The 22,377-nt window shown below is 71.7% G+C and carries 20 protein-coding genes; 5 read left to right on the top strand and 15 right to left on the bottom strand.

Going from position 1 to position 22,377, the window contains the following annotated elements; genetic code table 11:
- Positions 1-167: 167 nt before the first annotated feature.
- From BLT59_RS13765 to BLT59_RS13755, 3 genes are read left to right on the top strand one after another with little or no spacing between them, the layout of a single operon-like run.
- Positions 168-1,427, top strand: a complete 1,260-nt coding sequence (locus BLT59_RS13765; RefSeq protein ID WP_091780870.1) for an MFS transporter — start codon at positions 168-170, stop codon at positions 1,425-1,427.
- Entirely contained in the window at positions 1,424-2,170 is a 747-nt protein-coding gene (gene fhuF, locus BLT59_RS13760) for a siderophore-iron reductase FhuF (protein WP_091780763.1), read from the top strand. Before BLT59_RS13765 ends, fhuF begins: the two co-directional genes overlap by 4 nt.
- Before the next feature lie 11 nt (positions 2,171-2,181).
- Entirely contained in the window at positions 2,182-3,933 is a 1,752-nt protein-coding gene (locus BLT59_RS13755; protein WP_091780760.1) for an ABC transporter ATP-binding protein, read from the top strand.
- A gap of 37 nt (positions 3,934-3,970) precedes the next feature.
- On the opposite strand, the gene BLT59_RS13750 is transcribed toward BLT59_RS13755, so the two are convergent.
- Positions 3,971-5,089 carry a LacI family DNA-binding transcriptional regulator gene (locus BLT59_RS13750; RefSeq protein ID WP_244513976.1) on the bottom strand — a complete coding sequence of 373 codons (1,119 nt, stop codon included), beginning with the start codon at positions 5,087-5,089 and terminating at the stop codon, positions 3,971-3,973.
- A gap of 266 nt (positions 5,090-5,355) precedes the next feature.
- Between BLT59_RS13750 and BLT59_RS13745 the strand changes: the two genes are divergently transcribed.
- The gene (locus BLT59_RS13745; protein ID WP_091780863.1) at positions 5,356-6,024 is read left to right on the top strand and encodes a DUF4142 domain-containing protein; all 669 of its coding nucleotides are present in this window, start codon (positions 5,356-5,358) and stop codon (positions 6,022-6,024) included.
- A gap of 681 nt (positions 6,025-6,705) precedes the next feature.
- Entirely contained in the window at positions 6,706-6,927 is a 222-nt protein-coding gene (locus BLT59_RS13735) for a DUF6894 family protein (RefSeq protein WP_091780753.1), read from the top strand.
- A gap of 154 nt (positions 6,928-7,081) precedes the next feature.
- On the opposite strand, the gene BLT59_RS13730 is transcribed toward BLT59_RS13735, so the two are convergent.
- The 14 genes from BLT59_RS13730 to BLT59_RS13665 form a co-directional block, all read right to left on the bottom strand.
- The gene (locus BLT59_RS13730) at positions 7,082-7,993 is read right to left on the bottom strand and encodes a glycoside hydrolase 5 family protein (RefSeq protein WP_091780750.1); all 912 of its coding nucleotides are present in this window, start codon (positions 7,991-7,993) and stop codon (positions 7,082-7,084) included.
- Positions 7,990-8,763, bottom strand: a complete 774-nt coding sequence (locus BLT59_RS13725; RefSeq protein WP_091780747.1) for a TIGR04290 family methyltransferase — start codon at positions 8,761-8,763, stop codon at positions 7,990-7,992. Before BLT59_RS13725 ends, BLT59_RS13730 begins: the two co-directional genes overlap by 4 nt.
- Complete coding sequence (locus BLT59_RS13720) at positions 8,760-9,362, bottom strand: histidine phosphatase family protein (protein ID WP_091780743.1); 603 nt, start codon at positions 9,360-9,362, stop codon at positions 8,760-8,762. The genes BLT59_RS13725 and BLT59_RS13720 overlap by 4 nt, the downstream gene beginning before the upstream one ends.
- A 223-nt stretch (positions 9,363-9,585) precedes the next feature.
- Positions 9,586-10,668 carry an inositol-3-phosphate synthase gene (locus BLT59_RS13715; RefSeq protein WP_091780740.1) on the bottom strand — a complete coding sequence of 361 codons (1,083 nt, stop codon included), beginning with the start codon at positions 10,666-10,668 and terminating at the stop codon, positions 9,586-9,588.
- 27 nt (positions 10,669-10,695) lie between these two features.
- A complete protein-coding gene (locus BLT59_RS13710) occupies positions 10,696-11,703 on the bottom strand; it encodes a UDP-glucuronic acid decarboxylase family protein (RefSeq protein WP_091780860.1) in 1,008 nt (335 codons plus the stop codon).
- Between the two features lie 15 nt (positions 11,704-11,718).
- Complete coding sequence (locus BLT59_RS13705; RefSeq protein WP_091780737.1) at positions 11,719-12,843, bottom strand: CgeB family protein; 1,125 nt, start codon at positions 12,841-12,843, stop codon at positions 11,719-11,721.
- A complete protein-coding gene (locus BLT59_RS13700) occupies positions 12,840-13,955 on the bottom strand; it encodes a CgeB family protein (RefSeq protein ID WP_091780733.1) in 1,116 nt (371 codons plus the stop codon). Before BLT59_RS13700 ends, BLT59_RS13705 begins: the two co-directional genes overlap by 4 nt.
- On the bottom strand, positions 13,952-15,064 hold the full coding sequence (locus BLT59_RS13695) for a CgeB family protein (protein ID WP_091780729.1): 1,113 nt from the start codon (positions 15,062-15,064) through the stop codon (positions 13,952-13,954). The genes BLT59_RS13700 and BLT59_RS13695 overlap by 4 nt, the downstream gene beginning before the upstream one ends.
- A complete protein-coding gene (locus BLT59_RS13690) occupies positions 15,061-16,194 on the bottom strand; it encodes a glycosyltransferase family 4 protein (RefSeq protein ID WP_091780726.1) in 1,134 nt (377 codons plus the stop codon). The genes BLT59_RS13695 and BLT59_RS13690 overlap by 4 nt, the downstream gene beginning before the upstream one ends.
- A complete protein-coding gene (locus BLT59_RS13685) occupies positions 16,179-17,486 on the bottom strand; it encodes a TIGR04295 family B12-binding domain-containing radical SAM protein (protein ID WP_091780723.1) in 1,308 nt (435 codons plus the stop codon). The genes BLT59_RS13690 and BLT59_RS13685 overlap by 16 nt, the downstream gene beginning before the upstream one ends.
- Positions 17,483-18,547 carry an SDR family NAD(P)-dependent oxidoreductase gene (locus BLT59_RS13680; RefSeq protein ID WP_091780720.1) on the bottom strand — a complete coding sequence of 355 codons (1,065 nt, stop codon included), beginning with the start codon at positions 18,545-18,547 and terminating at the stop codon, positions 17,483-17,485. The genes BLT59_RS13685 and BLT59_RS13680 overlap by 4 nt, the downstream gene beginning before the upstream one ends.
- Positions 18,544-19,656, bottom strand: a complete 1,113-nt coding sequence (locus BLT59_RS13675; RefSeq protein WP_091780717.1) for an NAD-dependent epimerase/dehydratase family protein — start codon at positions 19,654-19,656, stop codon at positions 18,544-18,546. The genes BLT59_RS13680 and BLT59_RS13675 overlap by 4 nt, the downstream gene beginning before the upstream one ends.
- Positions 19,657-20,091: 435 nt before the next feature.
- The gene (locus BLT59_RS13670) at positions 20,092-20,955 is read right to left on the bottom strand and encodes an SMP-30/gluconolactonase/LRE family protein (RefSeq protein ID WP_091780714.1); all 864 of its coding nucleotides are present in this window, start codon (positions 20,953-20,955) and stop codon (positions 20,092-20,094) included.
- A 28-nt stretch (positions 20,956-20,983) separates the two neighbouring features.
- Complete coding sequence (locus BLT59_RS13665; protein ID WP_091780711.1) at positions 20,984-22,312, bottom strand: sugar MFS transporter; 1,329 nt, start codon at positions 22,310-22,312, stop codon at positions 20,984-20,986.
- Positions 22,313-22,377: the final 65 nt, after the last annotated feature.

Below are 22,377 nucleotides of genomic sequence, written 5' to 3'. Positions count from 1 at the left end.
GGCCCGGACCCCGCGGCCCAGACAGGAGCCGGCGGCGCAGATCCCCACCTTGATTGAAGGCATCGGTCCCTTTAGACAGCAAAAACCGAGGGATATCAATAGATTAGTGTGATTATAAACTGCAGCCTCCGGGCCAGCACGGGCCTCGGCGCAGCGTGCAGGCCACGGTGACCGGCTCCGCCGGACCCGCCATCGGCACCCGGGTCATCGACACCCTGGCGGGCCTGCGGCCGCTGGCGCCATTCTTCTGCCTGTACGTGACCTTCGGGGCCACGCTCGGCTTCCTGTCCGGCGGGGCGCCGCTGATCCTGCGGGCGCGGGGCGTGGAGCTAGCCGAGGTCGGGCTGCTGCAGCTGATCAACCTGCCGGTCGGGCTCACCTTCCTCTGGGCGCCCCTCCTCGACCGGCTCCGCCTGCCGTTCCTCAGCCATCGGATCGGCTGGATCGCGGCCGCGCAGGCCGCCTCGGTGCTCCTGCTGGTCGTCCTGAGCCTCGGCGAGACCTGGCCGCTCCTGGCGCTCCTGGCCCTGGCGATCGCCGCCTGCGCCTGCGTGGCCACCATGGACATCGCCCTCGAGGCCCTGGTGGTCGAGACCGTGCCGGCGGAGCGGCGCGCCTTCGTGGCCTCGGCCAAGCTGTGCGGCGCCTCCCTCGGCGGAATCCTGGGGGTCGGCGTGCTGGTCGGCTCCTACGACAGCCTGGGCTGGCGCGGGGCGGCCCTGACCTGCGCGGCCCTCGACGCCCTCTGCCTGCTGCCGATCCTGGGCTGCGGGGAGGCGCGCCCGCGCGGGGCAGCGGGGAGCCGAGCAGGAGAAGACACCGAGCCCTGGTCGGGCTCGCTGGCGCGACTGCGCCGCCTGGCCGGACGCGTGCTGGTGCTCGGGGCCTATTTCGCCGCCTCCTACCTTGTGGCCGGGCCCAACACCCTGGCGCTCCTCGATCTCGGCGCCTCGCTCGGGCAGGTCGGGGCGCTCACCGGCACCGTCCTCCCGGCCGTGAACCTCGTCATGGCGCTGGCGGCGGGGTGGCTGGCCGCGCGGTTCGGCACGGTCCGGCTGATCTTGGCGGGCGCGCTCGGCGTCCTGGCCTCCGGGGGCCTGATGGTTGTCGCCTGCGCGGGGCGGATGGCCGATCTCGGCATCGCCGCCGCGGTGCTGAGCTTCGTCGCCGGCGGGTTCCTGGGCGTGCCGGTCTTCAACATGATCTACCGCTGGGCGCAGGGACCGAGACCTGCCACCGACTACGCGCTGCTGTTCGGCGCCGCCTTCTTCGCCGCCATGCCGTTGCGGGTGACCGCCCCGGCGCTGGCCGGCTGGATCGGCTGGCCGGGCTACTTCGCCGCCACCCTGCCGCTCTACGCCGCCGCGGTGGCGTGGCTCGCCGTCGCAGTGAGCCGGACCCTGCGAGCAGACGGGGCAGCGCGATGATCGCAGCGGTCGCCGCCCAGGTTCCCGACACGCTCGCGGCATACCGGGACGGAATCGCCGAGAGCCCCGGCGGCCCGGGGGCGCTGCCCCCCGGAGCCCTGCGCGACCCGGACGTGTTCGACGCGACGCTGGCGGCCTTCGGGGCCGGGTTCGGCGCGGATTTCCAGAGTGCGGACCCGCGGGTCCGGGTCTCGTACTGGAGCCAGTTCTACCTCGCGGCCCTGGCGACGCCGGCGCTGACCGCCCTGGTCCGCCTCGGCCGGCCGCTGCCGCTCGCCTTTGACGCCGTGAGTCTCGAACTCGACGCGGCCGGCCGGCCATGCCGCTTCCGCCTGCCCGCGGACGGGTCCGGCTGCGCAGCCTGCCCGGCGCCCGGCCTGACCGGGCTCGTGGAGGCGCATCTGCGCCCGTTCGTGGAGCTGTGCCACGCCCGCTGCGGGATCGCGCCCCGGATCCTCTGGGGCAATGCCGCGGTGATCCTCGACTACGTCGCCCGGGAACTCGGGACGCCGCCCGGAGGCGGGGCAGGGGCCGGCGCGGCCTGCGCCTCCATCTGTGACGACGTCGCGGCCTGCCTCGGATGGCGCGCCGGCCCGGGCTGCGCTAGGAGCCCCCTGGCGCAGGCGCTCTGCCCCGGAGCATCGGGCTGCCGGCGGCGGCGCGTCTGCTGCCTGCGCCACCGCCTGCCGGGGGTGCCATCCTGCGGCGCGCTCTGCCCCGTCGCGTGCGCCGCCCAACGCTGATCCGAGCCGCGATGCTGAAGGCCTTCCTCGCCTATTACCGGCCGTACCGGACGCTGTTCTTGGTCGATTTCGGCTGCGCGGTGCTGTCCGGCCTTCTCGAACTCGGCTTCCCCATCGCCGTGAAGGGCTTCATCGACAGCCTGCTGCCCCGGCAGGATTGGGACCTGATCCTGCTCGCCGCGGCGGCGCTGGCACTGGTCTACGTCGCCAATGCCGGGCTGATGGTGGTGGTCACCTACTGGGGCCACGTGCTCGGCATCAACATCGAAACCACCATGCGTGCGCGGGCCTTCGACCACCTGCAGAAGCTGTCCTTCCGCTTCTACGACGGCCAGAAGACCGGCCATCTCGTCGCCCGGGTGACCAAGGACCTGGAGGAGATCGGTGAGGTCGCCCATCACGGGCCCGAGGATCTCTTCATCGCCGTGATGACGCTGCTGGGCGCCTTCGCGCTGATGCTCTCCGTCCACGCGCCACTCGCGCTGATCACCGGGGCGATCCTGCCGCTGATCGCCTTCGTGTCGATCCGCTACGGCGGCCGCATGACCCGGAATTGGCAGGCCCAGTACGGCCGGGTCGGGGCCTTCAACGCGCGGATCGAGGAGAATGTCGGTGGGATGCGGGTCGTTCAGGCCTTCGCCAACGAGCCCCACGAGCGCGCCCTGTTCGCCCTCGACAACGCCCGCTACCGCGACACCAAGCTCGAAGCCTACCGGCTCATGGCCGCGGGCCTGTCGATCAACTATCTCGGCCTGCGCCTCGTCCAGATCGCGGTCCTGCTGGGCGGCGCCGCCTTCGTGGTCCGGGGCGACCTGACGCCCGGCGGCTTCGTGGGCTTCCTGCTGCTGGTCGGCGTGTTCTACCGGCCGCTGGAGAAGATCGGCGCCGTGGTCGAGACCTACCCGAAGGGCGTGGCGGGCTTCCGCCGCTACCAGGAGCTGCTCGCCACCGAACCCGACATCACCGACCGGCCGGAGGCCCGCGCGGTCGGCGCCTTGCGCGGCGACATCCGCTTCGAGGGGGTGGGCTTCGGCTACGGCCCCGGCCGCCCGGTCTTCGCCGGCCTCGACCTCGCGGTGGCGGCCGGCGAGACGGTGGCGTTCGTGGGCCCGTCGGGCGTCGGCAAGACCACCCTCTGCGCCCTGCTGCCGCGCTTCTACGAGGTCGAGGCGGGCCGCATCACCGTGGACGGCATCGACATCCGCGCCATCACCCTGGCGAGCCTGCGCCGCCAGATCGGCATCGTGCAGCAGGACGTGTTCCTGTTCGCCGGCACGATCCGGGAGAACATCGCCTATGGCCGCCTCGACGCCACCGAGGCCGAGATCGACGCGGCCGCGCGACGCGCCCGGCTCGGCGGCCTGATCGACGGCCTGCCGGAGGGCCTCGACACCGTGGTGGGCGAGCGCGGCGTGCGCCTATCGGGCGGGCAGAAGCAGCGCATCGCCATCGCGCGGGTCTTCCTCAAGAACCCGCCGATCCTGATCCTCGACGAGGCGACCTCGGCGCTCGACACCGAGACCGAGCGGGAGATCCAGCGGGCGCTCGCCGAGCTCGCCCGCGGGCGCACGACCCTGGTGATCGCCCATCGCCTCGCCACCATCCGGGACGCCGACCGGATCGTGGTCCTGGGGGAGGGCGGGGTGGTCGAGGAAGGCCGACATGCGGACTTGCTCGCCGCCGGCGGACCTTACAGCCGCCTGCACGCGGCCCAGTTCGGGCAGGGCGGCGAATCCGGGGGGCGCGTCCTCGCGGCCGAGTGAGGAGCGCATGCGGGCGGATTGATACCCGCATCGCCCTCTAGCGCTGCGTCCGCGCCTCGGTCGATTCGCGGACGACGAGGCGCGTGGGAAACAGCCTCTGGGCGAGGTTGTCCGGTCCGCGCGTCCCCTCGATCAGCTCGACCAGCGTCGCGACGGCAAACCGGACCATGTCGAGGGTCGGGACATCGACCGAGGTCAGGCTCGGGACCGAGAAGGCTCCCTGCGTGAGGTTGTCGAAGCCGACCACGCGGATCTCCGCAGGGACCTGCACGCCGCCCTCGTGCAGCGCCTTCAGCACGCCGAACGCCACCCGGTCGCTGGCGGCCACGATGGCATCCGGCCGGGCTCCCGGCCGCTCCAGCAGCGCCCGCGCCACCCGATATCCGCCCTCGGACGTCCCGTCGCACGCCACGACGAGGTCGTCGCGCAGCGGCAGCCCCGCCTCGGCGAGCGCGTCCCGGTAGCCGCGGACCCGCTCGGTGACGGCGCGCAGCAGCCTTCCGTCCTCCGCGCCCGTGAGCAGGCAGATCGCCCGGCTCCCGGCCAGGATCAGGTGGCGGACGGCGTCGTGGACCGCGTCGCGCTCGGCCCGCATGGCGTAGTGCGTGCCGGGAACGTCCAGGCCGAACACGACGAACGGGAACCGCTTGGCCTGCAGCAGGCCGATCAGCGGGTCGTCCTGGCGGTCGGCGAAGGCCACGATGCCGTCGACCCGAGCCTCGCTGACCAGGCTGGCGATCCGGCTCAGGCCGTCCGGATCGTCGCCGCGGCGACACCGATGGACCAGGGTATAGCCGTGCTGGTCGGTCACGTAGCCGAAGGTCTGCAGGACGAGGCCCTGTTCGGCCTCCTCCCTCAGGCGGGACGCGTCGGCGGCGGGCTGGGCCCCGAGGGAGAACACGCAGGCGATGCTGCGGCTGGGCTTCTTGCGCAGGGACCGGGCGGCGAGGCTGGGCACGAAGTCCAGGTCGCGCATGGCCGTCTCGATGGTTTCGCGCGTCGTCCGGGCGACCTTCTGCGGATGGTTCAGGACCAGCGAGACCGTCTGGAAGCTCACGCCGGCCCTTCGGGCGACGTCCTTGATCGTCGTCTGGCCCATCGTCACCTCGAGAGCCGGTCCGTCCGGGAGGGCGGCCGCAACCCGGCGCGGACGCATGGCCGCTTCGTGCGGTCCGCCAATCTAGATCTGTATCGATCGGAGATAAAGCTGCAGGCAAGGCAACGAAAACCGCACCGGAAGGCGAAAGACCGATCGTTGGCGTGTGAATTCCGGTCCATCCGGCGAATTGCCCGTGGCTCGGTTCGGCAGCGCCGCGCGCCCGCCGACAGGAACCTTGTCCGCCCTGTGCGGTTCGCCGGGCAGCACCTCAAGCGATGATCGGGGCGTCGGGTGCCTCACCCAATCCGGAAGCCTATCTCATGATGCACCGTCGCGATCTCCTCACCACGATGCTGGGCGCCACCGCCGCCCTGGCGGTCACGCGCACCGCCATCGCGCAAGTCACGCCGGCCGGCGCGATCCCGACCGGCGCCTATCTCCAGATGGCCACCGCCGGCGGCCTGTTCCTGGAGAACACGGCCCGCGACGCCCACGCGAAGACCGCCAATCCCGGCGTCAAGAAATTCGCCCGCGCCGAGGTCGTCGAACAGGTGAACCTCGCCCGCAAGATCAACGCCTATACGGGCGGCGCCCCGGTCCCCGGCCCCGCCGCGGCAGGCCCGGGCGGCCTGATCGGCGGCCTCGTCGCAGCACCTGTGGCGGTGGCCGGCACCGCAGTGAACGCGGCGACGGGTATCGCCGGCGGCGTGCTCGGCGTCCCGCCCTCGGCCCAGGGCATGACCACCGACGCGCAGAAGGCGCAGATCCTGGCGCAGCTCTCCGCCATGCCGCCGGGGCCGCAATACGACGCCACCTTCGTGAACGCCTCGCTCCAGGGTCACCAGGAGGCACTCGGCATCCACGGCTCCTACGCCCAGGCGGGCGAGGATCCGGGCCTGCGCGCAATCGCCCGCGGCGCCCTGCCGCTTATCAACCTGCACATCGCCCGGCTTTCCCGGATGCAGGCGATGATGGGCGGCCAAGCGGGCTGAGGCGCCGACCGAAAAATCCGGTCCGCCGAGCGGCGGACCGGACACTGGCCGCGGTTAATCGGGCCCGGCCTCCGAGACGAACCCCGTCAGCCGGCCCGCTCGCGCAGCAACTGCATCAATCTGAGCAGCACGCCACGAATATGGGATCGGAGTCGGGTGTTCTCTGCCATGGGACGCCGTTCGAAGCGCCGGATTGCGGCGCCTCAAGAAACACATCCCTTGGACGGAGCGTTGCTACCTAAAAAGCGGGACCGATGCCGCAGCCACGCCGCAGAACCACCCTCCAAAGGCATATCCCGAGGCCCGCATCGACGCGGACCCGCGGCCCCTATGATGAGGCCGGATCGTCGACAAGACACTTCTGATATGCGCGCGCAGCTTGTCTTTGCGCAGCGTGGCGTTCTCGGCGCTCGGGTTGGGCGGGTTGGCGGAGGTCGACATGTCACGGGCCCCGGCTCAGGAACGCCACCGCACCAAACCGTCGGACAACGGCAGGGGGGACGTTCCGGAGTCCTATAATTGATAACTTGAGGGAAATCCCATCCGCCTCGCGTAGATGCGGGTGAATTCATGTTTTAAATGCATTAAGGTTTATCCGACCCAAGACCTGTCCCAGTCGTGTTTCGCACTACGTCGTGATATCTGGACGACCGCCACAGGGCGGCAGCAGGGGGGAGGTCGGTGTCCGAGCGCTTCTACTTCGACGTCGAGAGCGCCGAGGAGACGATCCGCGACGAGGACGGCGTGGAGGTCATCAGCCTGGACGAGGCCCTGGCCGAGGCACGCAGCGTCGTCGCCGAGATGGCCGATGAGGTCTGCGCGGCCGATCCCACCCGGGCCTGGAGCCTGGTCGTGCGCGACAGCTCCGGGCGCTCCGTCCACCGGCTGCCGATCCGGCGGTAGCGCCGCTTCGCGGCGTCCGACAAGAAGCCCGCCGCGGCCGGGCCGGGCGGGCTGGAGGTGATCTCGTCTCGGAGAAGCCACGATCTTAGAGCCGGAGCGGGGCGCGCGCATCCCCCATCCGGATGAGGCCGGCGCAAGATCCCGCGACCGCGCGCTACCAGGTCGCGCCGGGCATAGGTCCGGGGGCGTAGCGGCGGACCATGGCGGCGCAGAATTCCGCGAATTCGGCGCGGACCAGCGGCGCACTGGTGTGGTGGGGCGAGATGCCCCGGTGCTCCGGGGTGAAGCAGAAGGTGACGGTGACGTCGAAATCCTGCAGCGCCGCCATCTGCCGGTCGAACCAGTCGAGCGCCCCGGGGCGGAAGCTGTCGGCCCAGGACAGGCCGGTGCGGAGATACCGGACGCCGAGCCGCTTCATCCACGTCACCGCGTCGTCGAGCCGGTGATCCTCGAAGTGGAACCACTGGCACAGGCCGATCTCGGGAGTGTGGCGGGCGAAGCTCTCCAGGGCGATCTTCGGTGTGCCGTCCTGGCGCAGCAGGCCCATGTGGAAGTGCCGGTAGTAGGAGGAGCCCTCGGCCTCCTTGTGGCGGGTGGTCGCCTCCCATTCCCGCGGCAGGTCGTAGAGGCTGTACCAGTGGATCCGTGGCGCCCGACCGGCGAGCAGTTCGAGGGTCCGGCGCAGACCCCAATCCTGCACCTCCTCGGCGCCGAAGGTCGAGACGCCGACCTCCGAGACCCAGACCGGCAGGTCGGTGACGGCGCGGATCTCCTCCAGCTTGGCCGGCCAGTCGTGGATCGACCACAGGTTCCAGTCGAGGGGGAAGCCGTGCACCGCCACGGCGTCGACGGCGTCGAGGACGCCGCGCCTCTCCATGTTGCGGATGAAGACCGGGTCGATCGGCGAGATGCCGCCGAGCACGCGGATCAGGTTCGGGTTCGCCGCCCGGACCGCGTGGCCCGCCTCCTTGGCCATCTCGGCGAAGAGCAGCCAGTCCGGGTCGAGTTCCGGGTCCCAGTGCGACTTGTTGTTGGGCTCGTTCCAGAGCATCACCGAGTCGATCATCGCGTTCCCCCGCGTGCGTCGAATTTCGACCGCGCGGGGTATTCGGCCCCCAGCCCGTAAGGGACCGGCGCGGTGCGGCAGAGATAGACCTCCGCCTCGGGCTGAGCCTCGATGGCGAAGCCGCTCGCCCGCAGCATCGCCTCGATGCCGGCGCGGTTGGGGATCCACCAGTTCGTCCAGTCATGCGCGTAGGCGCGCTCGACGAAGTGCATCCGCGGGTAACCGGGCCGCTCGAACTGGTCCATGTCCCAGAACTCGTAATCCTCGGCGACCGGCTCGACCGCCCGGCTGCCGCGCAGCATGGACTGGAACACCAAGAGGTCGCCGGCCACGTGCTCGCGGATCAGATCGAGGGCGAGCAGCGGGTGGCGCAGGTGGTAGAGCACGCCCATGAACAGCACGACGTCGAACCGCTCGCCGAGCGCGCCGACATCGTAGACGGAGAGGTTGCGGAACTCGATGTCGTGACCGAGATGGGAAGCGGCGAAGCGGGCCTGGTCGAGGTAGCGCGCGTCGGAATCGAGGCCGAGCACGCGGGCCGCGCCGCGCTGCTTCATCGCGATGGCGTAGAAGCCGCCGTTGCAGCCGATGTCGAGGACGCTCTTGCCGGTGAGGTCGGCGGGCAGCGCGTCGGCGAAGCGCCGCCACTTCATATTCGGATAGTCGCCGAGGAAATGGTCCGGGGCGGTCCAGACCCCGTCGCCGAGGTCGATGTTGTGGAACCAGGGGCCGAGGGCGTCGGCCTGCCGGCGCAGGTCTGCAGCCGTCATGGAGCGGTCCGTTCGTTGATCGACACCACCCGCCCGCCGCCGGGCCAGAGGGCGAGTTCGCTGCAGGAGGCCGGATCGACGACGATCCGGTCGTAGGCGTCGAGGCCGAGGCCGAGGATCTTGAGGAGCGCGGCTCGGATCACGTCACCGTGGCTCACCAGGATAACGGGGGCACCATCCGCGGCGAAGCGGTCGAGGACCCGGCCGACGCGCATCTGCGCCTCGGCCATGCTCTCGCCGCCCGGCGGGCGGGCGGCAGCGCGCTCCGCGTTCCAGGCCGCCCAGAGGGGATCGGCCGCGAGCTCGTCGAAGCCGCGGCCCGTCCAGGCGCCAGTCTCGATCTCGTCGAGGTCGGGCTCGGCCTCGACCGTGAGCCCGAGGGCTGCGGCGATCGGCGCGGCGGTCTCGGCGGTGCGGTCGCGCGGGCTCGCCAGCAGGGTGCCGGCGCCGGTCCCGGCGAGGCGGCGGGCGAGGGAGCGGGCGAGGGCCTGGGCCTCGGCGCGGCCGGTTTCGCTCAAGGACACGCCCGGCATGCGCCCGCACAGGATCCGCCCGAGCCGGTCGTGGCTGCCGTGGCGGACGAGGAAGACCTGCCTCATGGGGCAGTCCGGCTTTCGCGACGCGCCGCACCCCATGGGTTCATCCCCTCTCCCCGCATGCGGGGAGAGGGCTTCATGCCCCCTTGTCGGGGCATGAAGCGAGGCGGCAGCCGAAGGTGAGGGGGCGGCGCCGGGTGGGTCGCGTACGGACGACGGGGTCCGTGCGGACCTCTCCCGGCATGCGGGGAATGGGGGGCGGCGCCCCGCCCGTCCGGGTCCCCCATCACGCCTCCTCGCCGGCCACGAAGCGCTGGGTCCGCGCCCGCGCCTCCGTGTCGGTGAATTGCCGCGGCGGCGACTTCATGAAGTAGCTGGACGGACCCTCGAGCGCACCGCCGAGACCCCGGTCGAGGGCGAGGCGGGCGCAGCGCACCGCGTCGATCACGATGCCGGCGGAGTTCGGCGAATCCCACACTTCGAGCTTCAGTTCGATGTTGAGCGGCACGCCGCCGAAGGCGGTGCCCTCCAGCCGGATATGCGCCCATTTCCGGTCGGTCAGCCACGGAACGTGGTCGCTCGGGCCGACATGGACGTCGCCCGGCGCCAGCGGCGCATCGAGCTGGCTCGTCACCGCCCGGGTCTTGGAGAGCTTCTTCGATTCCAGCCGCTCGCGCTCGAGCATGTTCAGGAAGTCGGCATTGCCGCCGAAATTGAGCTGGTAGGTCCGGTCGAGCCGCACGCCCCGCTCGCGCATCAGGTTCGCCAACACCCGGTGCACGATGGTGGCGCCGACCTGGCTCTTGATGTCGTCGCCGACGATCGGCAGCCCTCTGGCGGCGAAGCGCTCCGCCCATTCCGGGTTGGACGCGATGAAGACCGGGATGCAATTCACGAAGGCGCAGCCGGCCTGCAGGGCGCATTCCGCGTAGAATTCGGTGGCCGCCTGGGAGCCCACCGGCAGGTAGGAGACGAGCACCTGCGTTCCGGTGCGCCGCAATTCGGCGACCACGTCGGCCACGGGCTCGGGCGATTCCGCGATCACGCCCTCCAGGTAGCGGCCGATACCGTCATGGGTCGGCCCGCGCCGCACCGTGACGCCGGCCTCCGGCACAGCGGCGAAGATCTGCGTGTTGTTGGGCTCGGCCAGGATCGCGGCGGCGAGATCCCGTCCCACCTTGGCGGCGCTGACGTCGAAGGCCGCGACGACCGTGATGTCGCGCACCCGGTAGCCGCCGAGATCCGGCGACATCAGGCCCGGTACGGTCTCGTCGGGAGCCGCGTCGCGGTAATGGTGCAGCCCCTGCACGAAGGACGAGGCGCAGTTGCCGATCCCGACGAGGCCGACGCGGATGGGGGAGGCGGCCATCAGCGCCTCGGCCGCCTGGGGCGTGGCTCAGCCGGCGACAACGGCGCGCTCCTCGATCGCGGGCCGAGCCCGGCGCGGGGCGATCTCGCGGGAGAACCACGCGATCGTCGCCTCCAGACCTTCCTCGAGCGGCACCTTGGGAGACCAGCCGAGCAGGGTCTCGGCGCGGGTGATGTCCGGGCGGCGGCGCTGGGGATCGTCCACCGGGAGCGGCCGGCGCACGATCCGGGATGGGGTCTCGGTCATGCGCACGACGAGGTCGACCAGCTCGCCGACCGTCATCTCGCGGGGATTGCCGAGATTGACCGGCCCGTCGAGGGGCGTCTCGGCCGCCATCAGCCGGAGGAGTCCGTCCACGAGGTCGCTGACGTAGCAGAAGGAGCGGGTCTGCTCGCCGTTGCCGTAGACCGTGATGTCGTCGCCCGCGAGCGCTTGGCAGATCACGTTGGAGACGACGCGGCCGTCATCGGCGCGCATCCGCGGCCCGTAGGTGTTGAAGATCCGCGCCACCCGGATGTCGAGGCTGTGCCGCCGCTCGAAATCGAAGGTCAGCGTCTCGGCGGAGCGCTTGCCCTCGTCGTAGCAGGCCCGCGGCCCGGTCGGGTTCACGTTGCCCCAGTAGGATTCCTGCTGCGGGTGCCGCTCCGGATCGCCATAGACCTCGCTGGTCGAGGCCTGGAGGAAGCGCGCCCCGGCATCCCGGGCGAATTCCAGCAGCCGGCCGGTGCCCAGCACGCTGGTCATCATCGTGTGGACCGGGTCGGCCTGGTAATGCGGCGGCGAGGCCGCGCAGGCGAGGTTGAACACCCAATCGACCCGCGGCAGCGACGGCAGCGGCTCCGTCACGTCCGCGTCGATGAAGTCGAAGCGCGGCTCCTGGGCGAGATGCGCGAGGTTCGCGCGCCGGCCGGTCAGCAGGCTGTCGACACAGGTGACCCGCGCGCCGTCGGCGAGGAGCGCGTCGATCAGATGCGAGCCGATGAACCCGGCGCCGCCGGCGACGAGGACTCGGATGCCGCTCCTGGTTTCCACCATCATTCTCCCGAGTGCCTAGTGACCGATGATCGCGAGATCGGGCGCGGCGGAACGCGCCGATCCGGGCTGCGCGCGCGCCTCGCCGAGGAAACGTTCGAGTTCCTCGGCGCGGGCGGCGGCGGTGTGCCGCGCGAGGATCGCCGCGCGGGCGGCCGCACCGAGGCTCCGCCGATCCGCCTCGGTGCGCCCGCGCAGGATGGCCAGGACCTCGTCCGAGCCGCCGGGCAACAGGATCTCGCGCTCCGGCACGAGCAGCGTGTCGAGCCCGTCCCAGCGGTCGGAGATCACCGGCGTGCCGCAGGCGCCTGCCTCGAACAGGCGTACGCTCGGGCTCCAGCCAGCCCGGACCATGTCGGCGCGGGTGACGTTCAGCGTGTAGCGGCTCGCCGCATAGAAATCCGGGTGCCGGTCCGGCGGCAGGTGCTCGATGCGCTCGACATTGGCGGGCCAGTCGATGTCCGCGGGGTATTGCGGGCCGGCAACCGCGAAGCGCAGGTCCGGGGCGCGGCGGGCCGGCTCGAGCAGCAGGCGCTCCAGCGTGGGCTGCCGGTCCGGGCTGTAGGTCCCGAGATAGCTCAGATCGTAGCGCGCCGGTCGGTCGAGGATCGGATAGGCTTCGGGATCGACCGAGCAGTAGAGGGCCCGGGCGGCCGGTGCCCCGTAGACCCGCTCCAGGCACCGGAGGGTCGGGCCGCCCGTGAAGGACAGGTAGCGGTCGTAGGCGCGGATCTGGTCGGCCGCGAGATACGCGCAGGTGCCGGCCTCCAGGGCCGCCAGGGTCACCGGCGTATCGATGTCGTAGAAGGCGCGGACGCCCCGCGCCCAGTCGAGCACCCGCGCGCCGGCCGCGATGCCGTCCGGCACGTAGGAGCCGACGATCACGGCATCCGCTCCGGCGATCGCGGCGCGCTGCTGTTCGAGCCCGTCGAGATCGGCGTACAGGGCGAGGTCGCAGAAGCCCGGATCGGGCAGGTCGCGGTGGGCGGCGTACCAGGGCACGTCGCGCTCCAGGAACAGCACGTCGTGGCCGCGATCCGCGAAGGCTCTGAGCAGCGCCCGGTAGGTGGTCGCATGACCGTTCCCCCAGGAGGAGGACAGGCTGAGCCCCAGGACGACCAAGCGCATCGGGACCGCGCTCACGCGACGCTCCGTCGGGTGGCGTCCGCCGCGGTCTCGGCCTTGCGGGCCGCCGTCTCGCGCAGGGTCGCGTCGACCTCGACGGCCCGGCGCGCATAGGTGTGCTCGGCAACGATGCGCCAACGCGCGGCCTCGCCGATGGCGCGGGCCCGCTCCGGGGTAAGGGCGGCGACGTGGTCGGCGACGTCGCGGCCGTCCCGGGCAACCAGCACCTCGGTGCCCTCATCGAGGAACAGGCCGAGGCCCTCCCAGGCATCGGTGATCAGGCAGGCGCCGGCGCCGGCGGCCTCGAACACCCGGGTGGCGGGGGAGAAGCCCACCGCCGCCATGCTGTCGCGGGCGATGTTCAGGACTGCCAAGGGCGTCGTGTTGAAGGCGTTGTGCTCGCGCGTATAGACGTGGCCGAGATGCCGGACATTCAGCGGCAGGCCACGGCTCTCCCAGCCGTTGCCGCCGATCAGGAAGCTCCGCTCCGGCAGCCGGGCCGCCGCGGCCAGAAAGAACTTTTCGACGCGGGCCTCGCGGTCCGGCAGGCGGTTGCCCAGGAAGGCGAGGTCGGCGGAAAAGCGCGGCTCCGGCGGCACCGGAAAATGCGTCTCCGGGTCCAGGGCGTTGTAGATCGGGATGCAGGCGCGGGCGCCGAACCCCGCATAGGCCGAGACCACCGGCGGCCCGCCTCCGTAGGTGAGCACTAGGTCGAGATCCGGCAGGGCGCGGCGCAGGGCATGGTCCGGGTTGGCGCGCATCTCGGCAAGCGTCGCCGGGGCGTCCACGTCCCAGAAGATCCGCACTGCCTCGGGGCGGGAGGCGGCGATCACGCCCGCGAGCAATTCATCGTCGAACACGCCGACGCCGCTCGCCTTCACGACCACGTCGGCTTGCGCCGCCTCGGCGATGACCGCGCGCGCCGCCTCGATGGTCGCCGGGTAGACCGTCACGGCCGCGTAGGGCGGGGACTCGATGTCCCTGTGCTGCTGTCGGTCGAAGGCATCCGGCTCGTAGAATGTGATCGTGTGGCCATGCTGCGCCAGGGCGGCGAGCATGCCCCGGTAATAGGTCGCGGCGCCGTTCCAGTAGGACGACAGCAGGGAGGAGCCGTAGAAGGCTATTCTCACGCGGTGGCCTCCAGGGTGGCGGGCGCCCGCAGGCTCTCGGCGATGGACAGAAGCTCCTCGGCCCGGTGCGCGCAGGTGTGGCGTGCCCGGATCGTGGCGAGGCCGGAGGCCGCAAGCGCCTGCCGCAGGTCGGGATCGGCCCCCAGGGCGCGCAAGTGGCTCTCCATCTCGGCACCGGTGCGGGCCACGCGATAGTCCTGGCCCGGACGGAACAGCGCTTCGGCATCGTCCCAGGGGGCGCAGACCAGGGGAATGCCGCAGGCCAGGGCCTCGAACACCCGGATCGTCGGGATGCCCGGCAGGCGCTCCACGTAGAAGCGCCGGGGCACGTGGACCGTGGCGAGATGGCGGGCGAACAGTCCGGGCGCGGCGGCGTTCGCGGCCCAGCCGTGATAGACCGCGCCGTAGCGCCTCAGGGTCGCGAGCGCCGCCTCGGGATAGCGCACACCGTAGACGTCGAGGGGCAGGCCGACCTGCGCGGCCGGGCGGAACAGGTAAGTCTCGAGCTCCGCGCTGCGCTCGTCGTCGCCCCAATTGCCGATCCAGATGAGGCCGGCGCGGGCGCCCTCCTCGACGGGCGGGTGGAACAGGCGGGTATCGGCCGCCTCGTGCCAGACGAAGGCGCGGCGGCCCCACCCTTTCGCCCGGTAGACGGCGGCGAGGGTCTCGCCAAAGGCGAGCACGCCGTCGTAGCCGTCGAGGTCGAAGCGCTTCATCTCCTCCGGCGCGCTCACCGCCCGGTGGTGTGTGTCGTGGAACAGGAGCGTGTAGCGCGCCCCGCGGCGCCGGGCGGCGCCCAGGGCCGCCACCAGGGCCGGCTCGCTCCACTCATGGACCAGCACGAGGTCGCACTCGGCCACGCGCTCGACCACCGCGTCGATCGCCGCGTAGCGCTCGGAGCCGAGCTCCGGATAGGCCGTCCGGTAGGCGTCGAGGCCGGCCGCGCCGTGATCGCGCAGGAGATTCTCGAGGCTCCAGGCGCCCTGGGGCTCGTAAGCCGCGACGCTGTGGCCCTGCGCCATCAGCTCCCGCAGGACGCCGCGCAGGAAATGCGCGTTGCCGTGATTCCAGCACGAGGCCAGCGAGTGAGTGAAATAGGCGATCCTCATGCGGCGGCTCCGCCGAGCTGCGCCGGCGCCCCGGCGAGGAGGCCGCGCAAGACGCCGAGCACACCCTCGGTCATCGCCTCGACGCCGTAGCGGGCAGCGCGATCGGCAGCAGCAGCCCCGGCGGCTTCGCGCCGGGCGGGATCGTCCAGAAGAGCCTGCACGGCCTTCGCTGCGGCGGCATCGTCGTCCGCACCCACGAAGGCGGCGGCGCCGTCCCACAATTCCCGAAAACCCGGCCTGTCGGACAGGACGAGGGCGCAGCCCGAAGCGGCGGCCTCCAGCACGGCGAGACCGAACGGCTCGTAGCGGGCGAGCGACACGAAGACCGGGCGGCCGGCGAGTTCCGCGGCGATCCCGGCATCGTCGAGCCGCCCGAGAAGCTGGAGGTGGCGCGTCTCGACCCGCGCGCCGTTCGGCCCGTCCACGGAGCCGGCGGCGCGCAGCGGGACCGACAGGCGCCCGGCGAGGCGGTCGAGAGCGGTGGCGTTCTTCGCCCGATCCCAGAGGCGGCCGGCCGTGAAGGCGACGGGCGCGGCGGCCCGCTGCGGCACCGAGCGCGGGGCGCGGCCGTTGCGGACGACGACGGGTGGCCGCGCGAGGCCGCAGACCCGGGCGGTCGCCAGCGCGTGCGCCCGGGTGGGGGCGAGGAGGGCGTCGGCGGCGCGGCAGCCCCGCGCGGTGAGGTCGTGGCGCCACGCGAGATCGGCCGGGAGCGGCCCGGTCTCGACGGCATCCCACCACGTCGCCACGCAGGAATGGCACACGGCCGCCACCGGAACGGAGAAATCCGCGAGCGCCATGGCGGAGCTGTGCAGGTGGACGAGGTCGGCCCCGATCTCGCGGGCGAGCCTCGCGAGCGCTGCCGCGGCGTCCAGCACGGCCCCGGGCGTCTCGGCGGTCCAGTCCAGGGGCAGCCCGGTGACGCGGATGCACGCACCCGTGTCAGCCTGAGCCACCGCGATCCGGGCCTCGGACGGCGCAGGCCCCAGAACCGCGACGGTCACGGCCAAGCCCTGCCGGATCAGGCCGGCCGCGAGGTCGAGGCTGTACTGCCAGACGCCGCCCACCGCATCCGCGCTCATCAGGACATGCGGCGCCGGTGTCCGAGAGGGGCTCAGCAGCACCCGCATGCGGCCTCCAGCTCGGACAGCGGCAGGGGGCGCTCGTCCTGGATGTCGCTGAACTGCGCGAACTGGCCGAGATAATGCGCGTGCGCCCGCTCCCAGGCCTGGTCGTCGGGCGCGCCCCAGAGGCGCCGGTAATCGGGGGAACTCGGATAGGGGTAGAGCGGCACCGGGTCATTCGCCCAAACGCCCTGGCCGCGCAGGCGGTCGCGCCACGTGGCCACGAGGTCGGGATCGTCCCCCGCCATGGCGATGAGGTTCGCCTGCACGAAGGGCACCGAGCGGCGGGCGTGGATCAGGCGCTCGGCGAGGTCGTCCGTCGAGGCGCGGCAGCGCTTGTCGAGGGCGGCGCGGCCGGCTTCCGTGAGGCTCTCGATCCCGGCCTCGATGGAGACACAGCCCGCTGCCCCGAGGAGGTCGAGCATGTCGGGCTTCCACAGGTCGATCCGGGTCTGGATCCCGAAGCGCAGGTCCCGGGCGACGAGGGCCTCCAGCAGCGGCTTCTGCGGCAGGAAAATCTCGTCGACGAAGTAGACGTAGGTGACACCCTGCGCGATCAGCCCGTCGATCTCGTCGAGGACGTGGACGAGGTCGCGGCGACGATAGGCATCGCGGAAATCGATCTTCGCGCAGAACGAGCAGGTGTAGGGGCAGCCGCGCGAGGCCTCGACCTCGGCCCCCGGCCCGTCCGGCGCGGCGTCGAACCGGTGGTGGTGGTGCCGGTGCCGCGCGATCCAGCCCTCCGGCCAGCGCAGGGCCGGAAGGTCGGTGAAGCGACCGGCATGGGGCGCGCCGGTGACGTGGGCGCTCTCACCGTCTCGGAAGGCGAGGGCGGGCACGGACCGCAGGGTCTCGGTGCGCAGGTCGCCGAGGCCGGCGAGCCGGGCGACGACTTCCTCGCACTCGCCGCGCACGACGATGTCGCAGCCGAGCTTGTCGAGGACCGGCCGCGGAGTGGCCGAGCCGTGGGGCCCGACCGCCACGGTCGTCCCGCCCCGGCCCGCCAGGGTGTCGAGGAAGGCCCGCGGCACCCGCAGCTCCGGGGGGGCGCAGCGCCAGAACAAGTAGGTGGGGGCGGTCGCCACCACCGTCATGGCGGGGGCGAAGGCGGCCACGCGGTCGGCGGCGGTCTCGGCGGTCAGGCCCTCGAGATGCGCGTCCACGAGCAGAGTCTCGTGGCCGGACGCCGCCAGCAGCGCGGCGGAATAGCCGAGTTCGAGCGGCAGGTGCGGCTCGCGGCAGCCGAAATAGATGCTGTTGCGGTAGTCCCAGGGCGGGTTGACCAGAGCGACTCTCATGCGGCCGCTCCTGCGATCGGACCGGCGCCCTCGGATTGGGCGCGCGCGCCGGCCAGCCACTCGGCGAGGTCGGCGACCCCGTCGCGCCAGCCCGTGAAGGGCACGAGGCCGAGCCGCTCGACAGCCCGGCTCGTGTCGGAGACGTAGTAGCGCTGGTCGCCCGGGCGCCAGGCCTGGAAGCTGCGCGCCACGGGGCGTCCCAGCAGCGCCCCGACATGGTCGAGGAGCTGCAGCAGGCTCACCGCGTTGCCGGGGCCGCCGCCGATATTGAAGGCCCGGCCCGCCGCATCGTCGATGCGGGCGAGCGCCGCCCGGTAGACCGCCACCACATCGCGCACGTGCAGGATGTCGCGCACCTGCCGACCGTCGCCGTAGAGCGTGACCGCCTCGCCGGCGAGCGCCCGGATCAGGAAATGGGCGACCCAGCCCTGGTCCTCGTTGCCCATCTGGCGCGGGCCGTAGATGCAGCTCATCCGCATCACCGCCGCCGGGATGCCGAAGCTGCGGGCGTAGTCGAGGACGTACTGGTCGGCCGCGCCCTTCGAGCAACCGTAGGGCGTGTGGAAATCGAGGGGCCGCGCCTCGCCGATGCCGCGCCGGCGCAGCTCCGGATCGGCCGGCAGGTAGGCGTCGCCGATCGGCTCGAGGGCGATGTCGGGCAGGTCGCCGTAGACCTTGTTGGTCGAGGCGTAGAGCAGGGGCACCGGCCGCGGCAGCGTCCGCACGGCCTCCAGCAGGTTTACGGTGCCGAGGAGGTTGATCTCCATGTCGGCCCGCGGGGCGACGAGGCTCGTCGTCACCGCGACCTGCGCGGCGAAGTGGAACACCGCGCCGGCCTCCGCCACCGCGCGGCCGAGTTCCTGGATGTCCCGGATGTCGGCGACGACCGCGATGATCCGGCTTCCGTGGCGCTGCCGGAGCCACGCGAGGTTGGCCTCGACGCCGGGGCGCGAGAGGATGTCGTAGACGATCACCGTGTGGCCGTCCGCCGCGAGGCTGTCGGACAGGTTGGCGCCGATGAATCCGGCCCCACCGGTGACGAGGATCGGCCGGCCGCTCACGCGACGAGACCGCGTGCTTCGAGTTCGCGCCGCGCCTCGGCGACGCGGTCGATGGCCTGCTGCTCGGCCACCCAGGCGGCGAGTTCGGCAAGCCCCTCGGTGAAGTCGCGGCGCGGCGCGTAGCCGAGTTCCCGCTGGATCTTGCCGATATCGGCGATGCAATGGCGGATGTCGCCGAGCCGCGCCTGGCCGGTCACTTCCGGCTCGATTCCGTCGCGGCCCATGGCATGGGCCAGCAGGCGGGCGACCTCGCTGACCGTCCGGTCCTGGCCGCTGCCGACATTGTAGACCTGGCCGGCCGCGGCCGGGTGCTCCAGGGCCAGCGCGAAGGCCCGGGCCACGTCCTCCACGTGGACGAAGTCGCGCCGCTGCGCGCCGTCCTCGAAGATCATCGGCGGCTGGCCGTTGTGCAGGCGCGCCGCGAAGATCGCCAGCACGCCGGTATAGGGGTTCGACAGCGCCTGCCCCGGACCGTAGGCGTTCCACAGCCGCAGCGCCACGCCTTCCATGCCGTAGGCGGGGGCGAGCGTCAGCGTCAGGCGCTCCTGCGTGTACTTAGTGAGGGCATAGACGGAGGCCAGCGCCGGGCGCTTCGATTCCGGGGTCGGGATCGGCCGCATGGGCTGCCCGTGGGAATCGAGGGGATCCCAGGGCTCACCGGGCCGACGCGGGCGGCGCACCACCTCCTCGGCGGTCGTCCCGTCGGAGGTGCGGTAGAGCCCCTCGCCGTAGATGCTCATCGAGGAGGCCACGACCACGCGCTTCACCGGCGCGTCGATGAGCTGCTGGAACAGCACCGCCGTCCCGCAATCGTTGACCGAGACATAGCGCTCGACCGCATACATGCTCTGGCCGACGCCGACCTCGGCCGCGAGATGCACGACCCGGTCGATACCCGACAAGGCGCGGGCCACTGCCGCACCATCGCGGACGTCGCCGACCTGGAACTCGACCTCCGGCGGCAGCGCCTCGGCGCCGCTTTTGCCGCCGTGGACCTGCTCGATCAGGCTGTCGAGCACGCGCACGCGATAGCCGCGGCGCAGCAGTTCGGTGGAGAGGTGGCGGCCGATGAAGCCAGCACCACCGGTAATGAGCACGGATTCCGGCACGAGGTGTGGAAACTCCCCTGCAAGGACTTAAAGCTATGTAGATCGGGAATCCGGTCTTGATGAAATAACTCAAGTTAAGAGCCGGGTTTGTCCGGCCGTAAGCGCGACTATAACAGCGAAGACAAAAAAATACGGCCGCTTCTTTATCAACAACAACGGATCATCGCACAGCAGTCGATCCGCGAGGCTGCCAGTATGCGCAGCCCTGCGGGCGGGGACCCGCGCCTATTCCTTCAGCAAACCCGCAGGTGCTGTACTAGCCGGGTCTCGCCGCGACCGCGCGGCCACGGGGAACGGCACCCCCGGTACGGGATCCGCAGGACCCGTTGCCATGCGAGGCTCCGGCATCCCGCGATCCGGGCGCCGGATGACCGGTCCCGCCGGTCGGCCGGGAAGATCGCCGCAGGGGACTATTTTCCCGGCCCGCCGGGCCCGTCAGCCCCTGAAGGCACGGGGCGGCAGGCCGATCACGCCGACATCGAGTTCGAACAGGGCGCCGGCCTCCGGCACGTGCTCGGCGCCCCGCGAGGCCGAGGTGACGAACAGCCGGTCCAGGCCGGGGCCCGCGAAGGCGCAGCTCGTGATGTTGGGGGCGGGCAGGGGGATCGCGCGCATCAGGCGCCCGTCGGGATCGACGCGGCTGAGGCGGCCGCCGCCCCAATGGGCGATCCAGAGGCAGCCCTCTTCATCCGTCGTCATCCCGTCGGGCCAGCCCCACGCGTCCGGGAAGCGCAGGTAGATTCGCTTACCCGACAGCGTCCCGTCCGCGGCGAGGTCGAAGGCGTAGACCGTCCGGGCGGCGCTGTCGCTGTGAAAGAGGATCCGTCCGTCGCGGCTGAAGGTCGGCCCGTTGGCGACGCCGTAGCGGGTATCCATCCGCCGCCACGTCAGGTCCGGATCGAGCCGGTGCAGGGAGCCCGACAAGGCGGTCTCGGCCTGGTGCATGCTCCCGGCCCAGATCCGGCCGGCGCCGTCGACCTTGGCGTCGTTCAGGCGGTTGTCCGGATCGTCCGGCTCGGGATCACCGATCGGCACGAGGCGATCGGCCTCCAGGTCATAGGTCGCGAAGCCGCTCTTCAGCCCGACGATGAAGTCCCGCCGGCCGGCGCGCGGGATGATCCAGCCCAAGGGTTCCGGGAACGGGCGCGTGCCGGTCGCGCCGTCGGCGAGGTCGAGCCAGTTCAGGGTCGGAGCCTCGATGTCGACCCAGAACAGCAGGCCCCGCTCCGGAACCCAGACCGGGCCCTCGCCGAGCCGGTCGCGTCGGGGCCGATCGAGGATGCGGATTCGCGGCTCCATGGCGGCGTGCTCCCGGTCCGGCCGGCGCTCAGGCGGTCGCCGGACGCGGCGCGGCAGCGCCGATCCGGCAGCCCCAGAGCGCGTAGAAGAGGACGTAGAGTTCGCAGCCGGCAGTGATCAGGAAGGAGCGCTGCAGCCCGAACCGGTCCGCCGCCCAGCCCTGAACCACCACCAGGGAACCGCCCGCGATCGCCATGATCAGCAGCCCGGCGCCCTCCTCGGTGAGCGGGCCGAGGCCGCGGATCCCCAGGGTGAAGATCGTCGGGAACATGATCGCGTGGAACAGGCCGACCGAGATCAGCGCCCACATCGCCGAGTGGCCGGTCGCGAAGGCCGCCACCAGCATCACCGCGCAGGCGCCGATCGCCGCGCCGGCCAGAACGGTCTCGGCCGAGCGCCGCTGCATCAGGTAGCTGCCGACGAAGCGCCCGACCATCATGCCGCCCCAGAGCAGGAACAGGTAGCGCGAGGCCTGGGCGTGGGTCAGGTCGCCGATCTCGGGCTGCGACACGAAGTTGATGAACAGGTTCGACACCCCGATCTCGGCGATCAGGTAGATGAAGATCGCCGGCACGCCGAGCACGAGGTTGCGGTGGCGCCAGAGCGACAGGCCGGCGCGCTCGGCCTTGGCGGCCCGGGCGGTCGCGCCGCCGGAACCGCTCATCGCGGGGAGCGGGAAGCGGGCGATGATCACCGCGAGGACGACGAGGATCACCGCCACGATCAGGTAGGGCAGCTGCACCGACTGCGCGTCGGCCAGGCGCTCGGCCGGGGTCAGAGTGGCCCCGGCCGCGGCGTTGCCCGAGGCGGAGCGGCCAAGGATCAGGTAGCCGCCGAACAGCGGCGCCAGGGTCGTCCCGAGGGAGTTGAACGCCTGCACGAGGTTGAGCCGCGCCGGGGCGCTCTCGGCCGGGCCGACCACCGCCACGTAGGGGTTCGCGGCGACCTGCAGCAGGGTGATGCCGCTGGCGATCACGAACAGGGCCGTGAGCGTGATCGCGTACGAGACTTGGTGGGCGGCCAGGATCATCCCGAAGGTGCCCAGCGCCATGATGCCCAGCCCCGTCACCAGCGCGCGCTGGTAGCCGACCCGCGCGATCAGCTTGGCCGCCGGGATCGAGGCGACGAAATAGGCGATGAACCAGACGGACTCGATCAGCGTCGTCTGCGTGTAGTCGAGGTCGAACACGCTGCGCAGGTGCGGCAGCAGCGTGTTGTTGATGACCGTGATGAAGCCCCACATGAAGAACAGGCTCGCCAGCAGCGACAGGGCTGGGCGGTAGCCGCCCCGCTCGCGTGCGGCCTCCGCCCCCGTCCGGGGCGCCGCCGTCCCGACGGTCGCGATCGGTCCTGCCATCCGGCGTCGTCCTCCGTCTTCCGGGCCGCCTTGTCGGGGTCCAGTGTTGTCCATTCTATTTGTCT

It is taken from the genome of Methylobacterium sp. UNC378MF, from assembly GCF_900103195.1.
Classification (GTDB): Bacteria; Pseudomonadota; Alphaproteobacteria; order Rhizobiales; family Beijerinckiaceae; genus Methylobacterium.
Note: the sequence above shows the minus strand (reverse complement) of the source record. Positions and strands in the feature narration are given on the sequence as shown.

Bases quoted from the DNA above. Each gene is read 5' to 3' on its own strand.
- BLT59_RS13665 (WP_091780711.1), bottom strand. From the start codon at position 22,312: ATGGCAGGACCGATCGCGACCGTCGGGACGGCGGCGCCCCGGACGGGG.
- BLT59_RS13685 (WP_091780723.1), bottom strand. From the start codon at position 17,486: ATGAGAGTCGCTCTGGTCAACCCGCCCTGGGACTACCGCAACAGCATC.
- BLT59_RS13745 (WP_091780863.1), top strand. From the start codon at position 5,356: ATGCACCGTCGCGATCTCCTCACCACGATGCTGGGCGCCACCGCCGCC.
- BLT59_RS13715 (WP_091780740.1), bottom strand. From the start codon at position 10,668: ATGGCCGCCTCCCCCATCCGCGTCGGCCTCGTCGGGATCGGCAACTGC.
- BLT59_RS13690 (WP_091780726.1), bottom strand. From the start codon at position 16,194: ATGCGGGTGCTGCTGAGCCCCTCTCGGACACCGGCGCCGCATGTCCTG.
- BLT59_RS13755 (WP_091780760.1), top strand. From the start codon at position 2,182: ATGCTGAAGGCCTTCCTCGCCTATTACCGGCCGTACCGGACGCTGTTC.
- BLT59_RS13695 (WP_091780729.1), bottom strand. From the start codon at position 15,064: ATGAGGATCGCCTATTTCACTCACTCGCTGGCCTCGTGCTGGAATCAC.
- BLT59_RS13720 (WP_091780743.1), bottom strand. From the start codon at position 9,362: ATGAGGCAGGTCTTCCTCGTCCGCCACGGCAGCCACGACCGGCTCGGG.
- BLT59_RS13750 (WP_244513976.1), bottom strand. From the start codon at position 5,089: ATGCGTCCGCGCCGGGTTGCGGCCGCCCTCCCGGACGGACCGGCTCTC.
- BLT59_RS13670 (WP_091780714.1), bottom strand. From the start codon at position 20,955: ATGGAGCCGCGAATCCGCATCCTCGATCGGCCCCGACGCGACCGGCTC.
- BLT59_RS13710 (WP_091780860.1), bottom strand. From the start codon at position 11,703: ATGGTGGAAACCAGGAGCGGCATCCGAGTCCTCGTCGCCGGCGGCGCC.
- BLT59_RS13725 (WP_091780747.1), bottom strand. From the start codon at position 8,763: ATGACGGCTGCAGACCTGCGCCGGCAGGCCGACGCCCTCGGCCCCTGG.
- fhuF (WP_091780763.1), top strand. From the start codon at position 1,424: ATGATCGCAGCGGTCGCCGCCCAGGTTCCCGACACGCTCGCGGCATAC.
- BLT59_RS13730 (WP_091780750.1), bottom strand. From the start codon at position 7,993: ATGATCGACTCGGTGATGCTCTGGAACGAGCCCAACAACAAGTCGCAC.